This window comes from Candidatus Symbiopectobacterium sp. NZEC135 (genome assembly GCF_025962695.1).
The window spans coordinates 17,057-29,491 of the sequence record NZ_JAGFPF010000050.1; the positions used below are offsets into that span (position 1 = coordinate 17,057).

The following is a 12,435-nucleotide window of genomic DNA, read 5'->3' on the forward strand; positions in this document are numbered from 1 at the left end:
TGTAATGTGTGGTTAAGGCTTTTATTGTTGTGACTTCACAGGCTTTCAGTTAAACGGGCTTTCCGTTGAGGGGGCGGATAAATGGCAAGCAACGAAAGAATCCGAACCGACGGAATGCAAGGGTGGCACGCTGCGGCGACAGCGCTCGGTCGCAAAACGGCAGCGGGTATGGAACGCACACCCGCTGGGGATAGTGAGCGGACTGGGGACATCCCCGGTGAGTATCTGTTTATCGGCAATGCGTGACCGGCGCGGGTCCATCACCGGGATCGCCTGGAGTAATGCCTGAGTGTAGGGATGCTGCGGTGATTCCATAATGTCGGCATAAGGTGCTATTTCCACAATGCGTCCCAAATACATCACCGCGATCCTGTCCGCCATGTGCTGCACCACACCGATATCATGGCTGACAAACAGGTATGCCATACGGTACTGCTGCTGCAAATCCACCAGCAAATTCAATACCTGCGCCTGCAACGAAACATCCAGTGCGGAGACTGGCTCATCCAGCACAATGATGTCCGGGCGGGGCGCGATGGCGCGTGCAATGGCGACCCGCTGACGCTGCCCGCCGGAAAGCTGGTGTGGGAAACGGTCGAACAGCGCAACGGGTAACCCGACGTCATCCATCAATGTCAGCACGCGTTTATCGCGCGCAGCCCGGTGCTTTTCCGTCAGCGTTAACGGCTCGCTAATCAGTTGTCCTACGGTGAATCGCGGATCGAGGGATGCTGCGGGATCTTGAAACACCATCTGAATACGTTGGCGCAACGGGCGCAGTTTACGTTTCGGGAGCGAGGTGACGTCCACGTCACCGATCACAATGCGCCCGGCACTCGGTTCTAACAGCCGCATTACGGCGCGGGCCAATGAGGATTTGCCGCAGCCGGATTCACCGACAATACCGACCGTTTCGCCCGCCGCTACCTCAAGGTTGATGCCGTTGACGGCATACGCCTTGCCTTGCGGGGTGGGGTAGGTCACATGTAAATCTTGCACCTGTAACATTACGCGGCCTCCTCGGTGTTGCGGACATCATTGACGCTGTGGAGGCGTTGCCTTGTGCCGTGACGCGCACGCGGTTGGGGGCGCGCCAGCAGCAACTGGCGGCTATAGGGGTGGCGTGGGCCATCAAAAAAGGAAAACACATCCTGCTGTTCAACGATGACGCCGTGGCGCATCACGGCGACGCGGTCGGCCGTTTCGGCGATCACCCCCAAATCGTGGGTAATCAGCAACAGGGACATGTCCAGTTCGTCTTTAAGGCTGACCAGCAGTTGCAGTATCTGGGCCTGAATGGTGACATCCAGTGCGGTGGTCGGCTCATCGGCAATCAATACGGTCGGACGCGCAGCCAGTGCCAGTGCGATAACCACCCGCTGGCGCATTCCGCCAGAGAGCTTGTGCGGATAGTCGTTAAAACGGCGTTCGGGTTCTGGAATTCGCACTTGCAGCAGCAGATCGCGTGCGCGTGTCTTGGCCTCGCGCTGGGAAAGTGAACTGGCGGCAAGGATCGCCTCAACCAACTGGCTGCCAATGGTCAACACCGGATTCAACGCGCTCATCGGGTCTTGAAATACCATGGCCAATGCCGGGCCACCGCGCTGACGACGCTGGCGCGGCGTGGTATGCAAAATATCGGTGCCACCCAGCAGGACGTGTCCGCTGCTGTGCGCCTCGGGTAATAGCCCCATCAACGTCAGACCAGTCACGCTTTTACCACAGCCGGATTCCCCCACCAGTGCCAACGTTTGACCCGCGAAAAGATCGAAACTGATGCCGTGCACCACGCGTTGCGGTGCCGCATGATGGGCCGAAAACGCAACCCTGAGATCCTGAACCTGAAGCAGCGGTGCGGTCATTTTGTTACCCCCTTATGCGGATTACCCTTATGTGGATTGAGCAGGTCCGTAAGGCCGTTGCTTAACAACGTAAAGCTCATCACGGTGATAAATATTGCCAACCCCGGCAGTGCGATGAGATACCAGGCGGTTCTCAGTAGCGGTCTGGCGTTGCGAATCATCGCGCCCCACGACACGGTATTGGGATCGCCCAGCCCGAGAAACGCGAGGGCGGCTTCAACCAGAATGGCATGGGCAATCACTACGGAAATCATCACGATGACCGGCGCGGCACTGTTCGGTAGGATGTGCTGACGCACGATGCTGAGATGGCCGATGCCCATGGTTTCGGCGGCCAGTACATAATCGGCGTGACGGATTTTGAACACTTCGGCACGGGTCAGACGCGCAATTTCAGTCCATGACGTAAGGCCGATTGCCAGCGCCACGCTGCCCAGCGACGGGGAGAGCAGTGCGACCAGCACCATTGAAAACAGAAAAGTCGGGATGGTTTGAAAGTATTCGCAAACGCGGATCAGCACATCGTCATACCATCCGCCGAGATAGCCTGCGGCAGCACCGACGCTGACGCCAATCACTGTGGCAATGAGTGTGGCACCGAAACCGATGGCTAATGATACCCGCGCGCCGTGTGCCAACTGCGCGGCCACGTCGCGCCCGAGTTGATCGGTGCCTAATGGAAATTGTGCGTTTTGCAGCGGCCACAGCGTGCGCGGCCCCACCATCGCCTGGGGATCGCCGGGGAACAGCAGCCCGGCGCAGGCGGCGATAACCAACAGCCCCGCTAACAGGTAGAACCCGATGCGCAGATACGTATTGAGATGAACGTCAGGGCGGATGTTCATGAGGTCAATCCAATGCGTGGATCGAGCACGCCGTACAGAATATCAATCAACAGGCTGCTCAAGACCACCAACAACGAATTGCAGAGAAACAAGCTGAGCAACAGGTTGATATCGCGATCGGACACCGCCTCAAAGGCTAGCCTGCCCATACCCGGCCAGGAAAACACGGTTTCCACCACCACGGCACCGCCAAGCAACGAGCCGAGTTGCAAACCGGTAAGTGTGACCACCGGCAACAGTGAGTTGCGCAAAATGTGGCGCAGGATGACTGCCGTTTCACTGATGCCTTTCGCCCTCGCCGTGCGCACAAAATCGAGCGGGTACACTTCCAGCATCGAGGCGCGGGTAACGCGGGCATACAGCGCTAAATGTGATAACCCCAGCGTGATGGCGGGCATAATCAGATGCCAGGCGACATCGCCAGCGACCCCCAATGTGCCGGGTGTGGCACCCACGGTGACCATGCCACCGATGGGCAGCCAACGAAAATGCACGGCGAACAGCACAATGCCCATCAAACCGAACCAGAACACCGGTATGGCGAACACCACGGCGGAAAACAGCGTAACACCCTGATCGAAAAACCCATGGCGATAGCGCGCGGCAAAGCACCCCAGAATCACGCCAAATATCACGGAAAATAGCAGGCTGCTGCCCAGCAGCAGCAGCGTGGCGGGCAGTCGCTCCAGAATTAATGTGTGTACTGGCAGGTTATAACGAAACGAGAACCCCAGATCGAAATGGGCTATCTGAGAAAAATAGGCCGTGAGTTGTTCAAACCCGGAGCGGTCTAGACCAAATTGCGCGCGCAACATATCCATATATTCTGGCGTTGCTGCACCAGATTCCCCGGCAATAACATCCGCCAAATCTCCCGGTACCGATTTGAGTAAAATAAAATTACCTAATATTACTAATCCGGCAACAATACTGACCTGTGCAAGCCGGCGAAATAAATAATGCATCATTTCAGTCAGTGTGTCCTGATTAATCACTAATCCAAATAATCATACGGAGAATGCCCTTGGTGTCTATTTCATTTTTTAGCTATAAATAGTCCAATATTGGCAATATAAATAGCACTGGATTGTCTTCTTTAATTATGTTTTTCTTATTTTAATGTCAGCGTTAAAACAACCGATTCATTATTTTTTATTAAGTATTAATAACGTGATGACAGTTAATGCAGACCGTATTCATTAAACATCCGTATCGCTAAACCAATAAGGGAAACACCGGCTATGTCCATCAAGAATGTGAAAACAAAGAATATCTCTTGGTTAAAACTGAAAAATACGACAACGACGCAAGAGACAGAAAAACTATTCGAAGACTCCATCGAAACACGCGGTTTTATCCGCAACATGCAGGCAGTATTGGGACAATTTCCTGCCGTGCTGCTGGCACAGGATGCACTCAGCCGTGCGCTGACCGTGGAATACGAGGGTGGATTGAACGGTAAAGAGCGTGAATTGATTGCATTGGTGGTGAGCGTACAAAACCGTTGCCGTCCTTGCGTTTGGGGGCACGCGGCGAAACTACGGCAGATCACCGGTGATGCGCTCTGGGTGGGCGGTATCGAAGTGAACTACCGTGACGCGGAATTAAGCCCACGCGAGCGAGCGATTGCCGACTATGTGCAAAAGTTGACGCAAGCACCGGAAACCGTGGAAGAGCGCGATTTGGCACCGCTGCGTGCAAGCGGTGTCACGGAGCAGGAGATTATCGAGGTGGTTGCTATTGCCGCGTATTTTAACTTCAGTAACCGCATCAACAGCGGGCTTGGCGTCCAACCCAACCCAGAGCCGTTCCTTTCATTCCGCTAAGCCGCACCTCGCCTATCGGCGAGGTGACGATAACAGGAAGAGACTCATCATGTCTGAACGTATTTTAATTATCGGCGCGGGGGCAATTGGCGGCTATCTTGGCGCATACCTGACCCGTGACGGGCGTCAGGTCACGCTTGTTGATCCCTGGGCGGAAAATGTCGAGGCGATCCGGCGTGATGGGTTGTCGTTGGAAGGGCTGACGCCGGAAGAACGTTTCACCGTGCCGGTAAACATTCTTCACCTTGGCGAGGCGCAGCGCCTGCACCTGGAGCCACCGTTTGATATTGGGCTGGTGGCGCTCAAGTCTTACGATACGCTGTGGGCCACCCAGTTTATCCGTCCCTTTATCCGACCGGAGGGAGTCATTGCCTCTGCACAGAATTGTATCAACGATGCGCGCGTGGCGTCGGTTGCCGGCAAGGAGAATACGCTGGGCATTGTCATTACCATCGCTGCCGAGCTGTATGCACCGGGCAAGGTGCGCCGGGGTAACCAGCGTGGCGCGCCGGGAACGCTGCGCGTGGGCGAGTTTGGCGGTGGCGTTACGCCGCGTTTGCAGCGTGTGGGTGAGCTGTTACAGCCTGTCGATTCAGTGCTGGTAACGCCTGACTTGTACGCCCACCGTTGGACCAAACTCAGCATCAATGCGATGCGTAATTCAATTGCCGCCGCCAGCGGCCTGACCGGTAACGATCTGATTCGTCATGAGCGAGTTCGGCGCTTTGCCATTCGGTTAGGAGAGGAAGCGGCACAGGTGGGGCTGGCGCAAGGGCTGGCACTGGATGCCATAAACCGCAGTACGCCAGAGGTATTGGTTAAGGCGGCACAAGGCGATGCGCACGCACTGGCGGAGGCGGAGGCCAACTTTTTGTCTTATGTGGAACTGGGGACGCAAAGTGAACATCAGCGCCCCTCGATGGGGCAGGATATCCGCCGCCAGCGGCGCACCGAAATCGATTATATGAACGGCCTTATCGTTGAGGTCGGCCAACAGGTTGGAGTGCCTACTCTGGCGAATGCCGCGATTGTTGATGCTATCCATCAGATTGAACGCGGGCAGCTTTCACCCTCACCAGAATTGATCGTCCAGTTGGATGAATCATTGCCGCGCTGACAAATACGGAGAGTGATTCACTCTCCGTATTTGATTTGCAATGCTACTCAACGAAGATTTTATCCCGCCCCAAACGCACCATCGGTGCCAGCGTTATCAACAGCAGTAATCCCGAGGCAATCAATAAGCCTAAGCTGATGGGCTCATGCACGAAAATACCGAAATCTCCGCGTGAAATGATCAGCGCCCGGCGTAAATTCTCCTCCATCATCGGTCCGAGAATAAAGCCCAACAGCAGCGGCGCAAGCTCAAAGCGTAGCATCGCCAGGGTATACCCTAATAAGGCAAACAGAGCGGCTAAAAACAGATCGAACGGATTATTGGAGACGCTGTAAATGCCGACGCAGCTAAACAGCACAATGGCGGGATAAAACAAACGGTAAGGTATTTTTAATAGACGAACCCACACGCCGACCATCGGTAAGTTGAGCACCAGCAACATCGCGTTTCCCACCCACATGCTCGCTACCATTCCCCAGAACAGGTCCGGTTCGCTCTGCATAATGCGTGGGCCGGGGTTAATACCGTGGATCATCATGGCGCCTACCATCAGGGCCATAATGGCGTTTGACGGTAATCCCAGCGTGAGCAGCGGAATAAACGAGGTTTGCGCCGCTGCGTTGTTGGCGGATTCCGGCGCGGCAACCCCTTCGATAGCCCCTTTACCAAACCGGGAAGGGTCTTTTGCCAACTTTTTTTCCACGGTATAAGCAGCGAAAGAGGCGAGTGCAGCCCCGCCGCCCGGCAGCAGGCCGAGCACTGAGCCCAGTAAGGAACCGCGTAAAACGGCGGGAGAGGCCTGGCGGATATCCTGCGCGCTTGGCATCAATTTACCGTGTTCAATCACCGTACCGCCGCTTTTTTCCTGCTGCACCAACACGCGGATAATTTCACCAATACCAAACACCCCCATTGCCAGCGGCACAAAATCGATGCCGTCAGCGAGTTCGGGAATACCAAAGGTAAAGCGTAATTCACCGGAGTTAATGTCGGTGCCCACCAATCCCAGCAGCAGCCCAACCACGACCATGGTGATGGCTTTTAGCAGCGAGCCTTGTGCCAATACCACCGCGCCAATGAGGCCTAACACCAGCAGCGAGAAATAATCTGCCGGCCCGAAACGAATGGCCATGCTAGCGAGCGACGGGGAGAAAAAACCAATAACAAAGGTCGCCAACGTTCCGGCAAAAAACGACCCCAGCGCGGCAATCGCCAATGCGGGACCGGCACGGCCTTGTTTCGCCATGGCGTGCCCATCCAGACAGGTGATCACCGAGGAGGTTTCACCCGGCATATTCAGCAGAATCGACGTGGTAGAACCGCCATATTGTGCACCGTAATAAATACCCGCCAACATGATCAGTGCACTGGTGGGTTCCAGCGTGAAGGTAAAGGGCAGCAGTAGCGCGATGGTGACCAGCGGCCCGACGCCGGGCAAAACGCCGACTAGCGTGCCAAACAGCGCGCCGCAAAAGCAATAGAACAGGTTGTTCGGTAACAGGGCTATCGACAGGCCGTGGAACAACCCCTGCCATACATCCGGGATCATAGCGGCCATACCTTAAGCGGTAAGCCCAGCACCTGAACAAACAGCAGTGGGACAGAAAACGCCAGCACTGTCGCCAGCGCCAGCGTTTCCTTGAGTTTTGCTTCACGACTACCGATTGCGGCGGTAATTACCGTCAGCAGGCTGGCAACGATAATGCCCCATTGATCGACCAACAGGGCAAATAAAATCACTGCACCCAGCATCAGCAGCGGAGCGCGCAGCGTGAAACCCGCTTCATCGGGGGTGCTACGGCGTGGTGATGACAGCCAGGCACGCCCGGCAATCAATCCCCCTAACAGCACCAGCAGTGCCCCCAGAATGGTCGGCATGTAACCGGCACCCATTCTGGCGGCGGTGCCAAGCGTATGCTCGGTCGTGGCGAGCGCGATGGCGCCTGCGCCAAGCAGAGCAATCGCGATGCCGGACAGGCATTCGCCCTGTAAACGTTTATGCGTTGCAGACATGGGTCTACCTCAATTAATCATGGTTTAAGCGTTATCACCACTTGCCGGGGGCCAGAATACCCGCCGCGTCGCGCGCCGATGCGCCCTGTTCCAGCGCTTTTAACAGATGGCTCTCTTTTTCTGCCGCCTGCAGCGCGCGATCCAGCACGGTCTGCGTGATATCGCTGGGAACGATAATCACGCCATCGTTATCCGCCAGAATCAGATCGCCGGGCCTGACCTGAACGCCGCCGAGATTGGCCACGTCGTTAAATGCCACCAGTTCCAGACGGCGCTTACCGGTGCGCGGCGTGACGCTGCGTGACCAGACCTTCAGCCCCGATTCAACGATGCTGCTGCTGTCGCGCACGGCACCGTCAACCACTACGCCTGCCAGCCCTTTGGCCTTCGCCGCGGTGGCAAGAATGCCGCCAAAGCTGGAGGCATCGGTGCTGCCTGCCGCATCAACCACGAACACATCGCCGGGTTGCGTCAGCGTAATTTGGTCGATACCGCCGCCTTGCGGCGCGTTGCCTGCGGACAACGTGAAACCCGGCAACTGTCTGGCGCGACTCTGGCGTGCCGTCACCGCCGGTCCGACGATGCGCTGCCCCGACGCAAGTGGCCGTAGCGTTTGGGCCGGAATCGCGGTGTCATAGCCCAGTTCATCAAGAATGTCCGCCACTACCGAGGTGAGATCGGGCAATGATAAAAATCCCTGAATCACCTCAGCAGAGGGCCGGGTGATCTCCACTTGCCTGATTAACGGCGGGTGCAGCGTGCCCAGCAGACGATCGGCATAAGGCAGTAACTGTTCTGCGATTGTTTTTGTTTCACTCATGGCGCGCTCCCGACTTATTGCTGTTGAATATTGGCGTTGGTCACCACGGTGCGCCATTGCGCGTAACCGCGTTTGATTTCAGCATCGAATTCCGCTGGCGCGCTGTTGACCAATGTCATGCCAGCCTTATCGGTGATCGCGATGTAGCTCGGATCATTCTGGTAGCCAACCACGGCATCGTGCAGTCGCGTGACTACGCTATCTGGCGTCGACGCCGGGCCAAGCAGCCCCAGCCAGGAACGGGCAACAAAGTTAGGGACACCTGCTTCTGAAAGGGTAGGAATATCGGGAGCAAACGGACTGCGCTGTTCGGTTGAAACGCCCAGCGGGCGAATGGTACCGGCCTCAAAGTAGGGCACTGCTGTGCTCAATACCAGGAAGCCCAGTTGAATCCGCTTGCCCAGCAGTTCGGAAATGATTTCGCCCTGACCTTTGAGCGGCACATGCACCACATCAATACCCGTTAACTGTTGTAAATAGGCGGTGCTGAGGTGCTGGCCGGAGCCTATGCCTGCCGTGCCGTAATTGTATTTACCCGGATTGGCGTTGATGTGCGTCAGCACTTCTGTGAGGTTTTTCCCCGGCAGATCGGGCGAGACGGCAAAGACGCTCGCCTGATCGCTCACCAGAGCGATGGATTTGAAATCTTTAAAGATGTCATAGCGCAAGTGGGTGTTGAGTGCCGGTACGGTCACATGATTGGAGGAGGTGAACAGGAAGGTGTGGCCGTCGGTTGCCCGTGCCACATATTCGGTGCCGACAGCCGCCCCTGCGCCGGGACGGTTTTCCACCACAAACGTCTGACCGAACGATTTACTCAGGCGCTCCGCCAGGGCGCGTGCTAACAGGTCGGTGCCTCCGCCGGGCGGAAAGGGCACCACCAGCTTGACGGTTTTGGTGGGCCAGTCAGCGTTCGCCGCCATAGCCGATGAACCGAGTGCGATGCCTGCGGCCACTAACGATGCGGATGCGAACTGTAGCCAGCGACGGCGTGTTATCCCCGATGTATTCATAATGTTTACTCCTCTCTGATTTTATTGTTGGTATGGTATTCATTCAGCTATGGCGTGGGTTATTCCCACGTTTTCAGCGCTTGCCAATCTTCCGGGTTTGCGCTGGATGTGAAACGCTGTAGCAGGCGTGCTTTTTCGTCCTGTAACTGCCGTAAACGCGCAATCGTGTCATCAAGCAGGGCATAGGGAATGGCGATCACGCCGTCGTCATCGCCGACAATCAGGTCACCGGGAGCGATTTCCACGCCAGCCACCGTTAACGGGGTCGCCAGTGGGCCGAGCTGTGCTTTTTCGCCCCGGCTTTTCAGGCTAATGCCACGGGTAAACAGGGGGAGATCCCAGGTGCGCAATAGCGCGGCATCGCGAATGGCGCCGTCAATCAGGATACCGCCCAGCCTGCGATTGGCAGCCAGCGTCGCCATCATGTCGCCAAAAGAGGCACCCTGGGTGAAACCGTCCACGCTATACACCAGAATGTCTCCCGGCTGTGCCAGCGTGATGGCAGCGTGCCCCGTCAGGTTGTCACCGGGAAACCCAGCGGCGGTAAACGCGGCACCCAGCAACCGAAACCCTGAGCGCAGTGGTTTGATAGCGGAATGCAGTGCGCCGCGTTGTCCTGTGGCCCGATAAATCAGTGCGGTACTGGCCGTTTTGAACGCCGCCAATTGGTTCGCATTGGGCCGGGGAAAATCAGTATTTATTACGCTGGCCAAGGGGTTATCTCCAGATAATCATTATTTCAGGCTGCCATCGGTTTTTTATATATGAATCAGGCAGGGAGTAATAAACGTATGCCCATTAATCAGATATGAGAATGACAACCATAGGTATGAAAATAAGATAATGTCATCGAGAATAAGTCGATTAAATTTTTTGTCTAGTGATTATCCGGTGGTTCATTATTCAAATAAAGGCTTATTATTTTTTAAATATGAAATAAGAAAGTGATAGATTAATCTAGCTAAACAATTGTGCATGTGTTTTTAATTTCAATCCCGATTATCCAGTAATTGAAAATAGTTAGAATAATATTGGCTATGTTTGTTCATCAATTTTGCGTTATATCTTGTCGCTCTGCGCTTTTTTCTAATAAGGGCCACAATGAAAATCACAAATATTGAAACCTTTTTTTATCATCCAGGGGTCGGGAAAAACCTGCTTTTTGCCAAAGTGGATACCGATGAAGGCATTTACGGCTGGGGCGAAGCCTATGTGACGAATACCAAAGAGAAGGTCGTCAGTGAATATCTTAATGCCATCTCTCCGCTGGTGATCGGGCGTGAAGCCTACCATATTCGTCATCTTGGTCAGACGTTGCTTGATGATTTTGCGATTCGCCGTAATTCGGTTGACCTGCTGTGCGCTTGGAGCGCCATCGAACTGGCGCTGTGGGATATCGTCGGCAAGAAAGCGGGACTGCCGCTGCACCGTATTCTGGGTGGCGCGGTGCGCGAAAAAATCCGCCTTTACGCCAACGGCTGGTGGTTCGGTGCTAAGAGCATTGATGATACGGTAAAACGCGCAGTGAACGTGGTCGCTCAAGGGTATGACGCCATCAAATGGGATCCCTTCCCCGGTCCGTGGCGCACCTTTATTTCCCGCGCTGATGAAACCGCTGCCGTGGAGAATGTGAAGGCGGTGCGCGAGGCTGTTGGACCCAACGTGGAATTGCTGATTGACGGTCATCGTCGTTTGGCACCGAATCATGCGATCCGCGTGATTGAACGTCTGGAAGAATATGATATTGGCTGGTACGAAGAGCCTTGCCCACCAGAAAACATCGATCTTACCGTTGAGGTCAAACGCAGCACCCATACCCCGATCGTGCTGGGTGAAGCGCTTTACACCAAGGAAGGGTTTGTGCCGGTGTTTGAGAAACGCGCGGCGGACATTATCAACCCGGATATTTGCGCGGTTGGTGGTCTGTTATCCATGCTGGAGATTGCTGCGCTGGCTGCCCCACACGGCGTGGCGGTAACACCGCATAACTACAACAGCCCGATTGTGGGGCTGGCCGCGACGGTTCACCTCTCAGCCGTTATTCCTAATTTCAATATTGCAGAAGTGTTCGTCAACCTGATTGAACCGACACAGGGGATTGCCACGCCAGGCATTACGATTGCCAACGGCTGGGCTGACGTGCCCGATGCGCCGGGATTGGGAATCGATCTGGATATCAATGAACTCAAGAAACGCCCTTACAGCCCGTTACCGGGTAAAGGACTGCGCGATTACCGCGAAGAATTCCCGCGCAAAGTCGCGACTGTCGCCCCCAATGTTTTTAATCCAGCTTAACTTACGGAAAACACGACCATGTCAAAATTGACTCAAGACTTCATACGCCCAGACCAGGAACTGATTGACGCGTTTAAAGACATCACCGCCGCCACCGCCCATGAAGCCTTTGGTCGCCGCGGTGCGGTCGACTCCGCCATCAAGCCGATATATCCCGGCTTACGTGTATTGGGTTCCGCATTCACGGTGAAAACGCCCGCTGGGGATAATTTCACTATCCATGCAGCACTCCAGTTAGCCAAACCGGGAGATGTGCTGGTGATTGATGCCGGAGACTACACGGAGCAAGGTTCGTTTGGTGATGTCATGGCAACGGCGGCCCTTAGTCGCGGTATCGCTGGATTGGTCACTAACGGCGGAGTGCGAGATGCCGAGCGCATTCACAAATTGGGTTTCCCCATTTTTTCCCGCTCCATTTCCATCAAAGGTACTGTCAAAGAAACCTTTGGTGAAATCAATCAGCCGATCGCGTTTGGCGGCGTGACGATTAACCCTGGCGATCTGATCATTGGCGATGATGATGGCATCGTTGCTATTCCGCGCGAGAAGATTGAAGAGGTACTTGCCGCTTCGCGCAGTCGTGATGAAAAAGAAGTGAAACTGCGTGCGCAAATTCAGCAGGGAAAAACCATCTGGGAACTGCA

The 12,435-nt window shown here is 55.2% G+C and carries 13 protein-coding genes; 4 read left to right on the top strand and 9 right to left on the bottom strand.

Translation table 11 applies throughout. The features are described 5' to 3' along the window. Window positions 1–45: 45 nt before the first annotated feature. Genes J5224_RS18760 through J5224_RS18775 form a run of 4 tightly spaced genes read right to left on the bottom strand, consistent with a single transcriptional unit; the run spans window position 46 to window position 3,675 of the window. Window positions 46–1,008, bottom strand: coding sequence for an ABC transporter ATP-binding protein (locus tag J5224_RS18760; protein WP_264626798.1), 963 nt, complete (start codon window positions 1,006–1,008; stop codon window positions 46–48). Further along, window positions 1,008–1,862: an ABC transporter ATP-binding protein gene (locus tag J5224_RS18765; RefSeq protein ID WP_264626799.1), complete on the bottom strand. Its 855-nt coding sequence runs from the start codon at window positions 1,860–1,862 to the stop codon at window positions 1,008–1,010. Before J5224_RS18765 ends, J5224_RS18760 begins: the two co-directional genes overlap by 1 nt. Next, window positions 1,859–2,707, bottom strand: coding sequence for an ABC transporter permease (locus tag J5224_RS18770; RefSeq protein ID WP_264626800.1), 849 nt, complete (start codon window positions 2,705–2,707; stop codon window positions 1,859–1,861). The genes J5224_RS18765 and J5224_RS18770 overlap by 4 nt, the downstream gene beginning before the upstream one ends. Next, window positions 2,704–3,675: an ABC transporter permease gene (locus J5224_RS18775; RefSeq protein ID WP_264626801.1), complete on the bottom strand. Its 972-nt coding sequence runs from the start codon at window positions 3,673–3,675 to the stop codon at window positions 2,704–2,706. Before J5224_RS18775 ends, J5224_RS18770 begins: the two co-directional genes overlap by 4 nt. A gap of 273 nt (window positions 3,676–3,948) precedes the next feature. Between J5224_RS18775 and J5224_RS18780 the strand changes: the two genes are divergently transcribed. Both J5224_RS18780 and J5224_RS18785 read left to right on the top strand, forming a co-directional pair. Continuing rightward, the gene (locus tag J5224_RS18780) at window positions 3,949–4,533 is read left to right on the top strand and encodes a peroxidase-related enzyme (RefSeq protein ID WP_264626802.1); all 585 of its coding nucleotides are present in this window, start codon (window positions 3,949–3,951) and stop codon (window positions 4,531–4,533) included. A 49-nt stretch (window positions 4,534–4,582) separates the two neighbouring features. Next, complete coding sequence (locus J5224_RS18785; protein ID WP_264626803.1) at window positions 4,583–5,650, top strand: ketopantoate reductase family protein; 1,068 nt, start codon at window positions 4,583–4,585, stop codon at window positions 5,648–5,650. 43 nt (window positions 5,651–5,693) lie between these two features. Here the strand turns inward: J5224_RS18785 and J5224_RS18790 are convergent, their stop codons facing one another. From J5224_RS18790 to J5224_RS18810, 5 genes are read right to left on the bottom strand one after another with little or no spacing between them, the layout of a single operon-like run. Further along, window positions 5,694–7,199 carry a tripartite tricarboxylate transporter permease gene (locus J5224_RS18790; RefSeq protein ID WP_264626804.1) on the bottom strand — a complete coding sequence of 502 codons (1,506 nt, stop codon included), beginning with the start codon at window positions 7,197–7,199 and terminating at the stop codon, window positions 5,694–5,696. Beyond that, window positions 7,196–7,663, bottom strand: coding sequence for a tripartite tricarboxylate transporter TctB family protein (locus J5224_RS18795; protein ID WP_264626805.1), 468 nt, complete (start codon window positions 7,661–7,663; stop codon window positions 7,196–7,198). The genes J5224_RS18790 and J5224_RS18795 overlap by 4 nt, the downstream gene beginning before the upstream one ends. A gap of 34 nt (window positions 7,664–7,697) precedes the next feature. Continuing rightward, the gene (locus tag J5224_RS18800; protein WP_264626806.1) at window positions 7,698–8,483 is read right to left on the bottom strand and encodes an RraA family protein; all 786 of its coding nucleotides are present in this window, start codon (window positions 8,481–8,483) and stop codon (window positions 7,698–7,700) included. A 14-nt stretch (window positions 8,484–8,497) separates the two neighbouring features. Then, window positions 8,498–9,496: a Bug family tripartite tricarboxylate transporter substrate binding protein gene (locus J5224_RS18805; RefSeq protein ID WP_264626807.1), complete on the bottom strand. Its 999-nt coding sequence runs from the start codon at window positions 9,494–9,496 to the stop codon at window positions 8,498–8,500. Window positions 9,497–9,555: 59 nt separating this feature from the next. Beyond that, window positions 9,556–10,209, bottom strand: coding sequence for an RraA family protein (locus tag J5224_RS18810; RefSeq protein ID WP_264626808.1), 654 nt, complete (start codon window positions 10,207–10,209; stop codon window positions 9,556–9,558). Between the two features lie 388 nt (window positions 10,210–10,597). On the opposite strand from J5224_RS18810, the gene J5224_RS18815 reads away from it, so the two are divergent. Together J5224_RS18815 and J5224_RS18820 are read left to right on the top strand one after the other, a co-directional pair. Further along, window positions 10,598–11,791, top strand: a complete 1,194-nt coding sequence (locus tag J5224_RS18815; RefSeq protein ID WP_264626809.1) for a mandelate racemase/muconate lactonizing enzyme family protein — start codon at window positions 10,598–10,600, stop codon at window positions 11,789–11,791. Between the two features lie 18 nt (window positions 11,792–11,809). Beyond that, window positions 11,810–12,435, top strand: a 626-nt coding sequence (locus tag J5224_RS18820) for a 4-carboxy-4-hydroxy-2-oxoadipate aldolase/oxaloacetate decarboxylase (RefSeq protein WP_264626810.1), incomplete at its 3' end; no start/stop codon positions are given.

What these genes read in the sequence shown, in the direction of transcription:
- J5224_RS18765 (WP_264626799.1), bottom strand. Translation starts at nt 1,862, where the DNA reads ATGACCGCACCGCTGCTTCAGGTTCAGGATCTCAGGGTTGCGTTTTCG.
- J5224_RS18785 (WP_264626803.1), top strand. Translation starts at nt 4,583, where the DNA reads ATGTCTGAACGTATTTTAATTATCGGCGCGGGGGCAATTGGCGGCTAT.
- J5224_RS18790 (WP_264626804.1), bottom strand. Translation starts at nt 7,199, where the DNA reads ATGATCCCGGATGTATGGCAGGGGTTGTTCCACGGCCTGTCGATAGCC.
- J5224_RS18760 (WP_264626798.1), bottom strand. Translation starts at nt 1,008, where the DNA reads ATGTTACAGGTGCAAGATTTACATGTGACCTACCCCACCCCGCAAGGC.
- J5224_RS18800 (WP_264626806.1), bottom strand. Translation starts at nt 8,483, where the DNA reads ATGAGTGAAACAAAAACAATCGCAGAACAGTTACTGCCTTATGCCGAT.
- J5224_RS18770 (WP_264626800.1), bottom strand. Translation starts at nt 2,707, where the DNA reads ATGAACATCCGCCCTGACGTTCATCTCAATACGTATCTGCGCATCGGG.
- J5224_RS18815 (WP_264626809.1), top strand. Translation starts at nt 10,598, where the DNA reads ATGAAAATCACAAATATTGAAACCTTTTTTTATCATCCAGGGGTCGGG.
- J5224_RS18805 (WP_264626807.1), bottom strand. Translation starts at nt 9,496, where the DNA reads ATGAATACATCGGGGATAACACGCCGTCGCTGGCTACAGTTCGCATCC.
- J5224_RS18795 (WP_264626805.1), bottom strand. Translation starts at nt 7,663, where the DNA reads ATGTCTGCAACGCATAAACGTTTACAGGGCGAATGCCTGTCCGGCATC.
- J5224_RS18780 (WP_264626802.1), top strand. Translation starts at nt 3,949, where the DNA reads ATGTCCATCAAGAATGTGAAAACAAAGAATATCTCTTGGTTAAAACTG.
- J5224_RS18775 (WP_264626801.1), bottom strand. Translation starts at nt 3,675, where the DNA reads ATGATGCATTATTTATTTCGCCGGCTTGCACAGGTCAGTATTGTTGCC.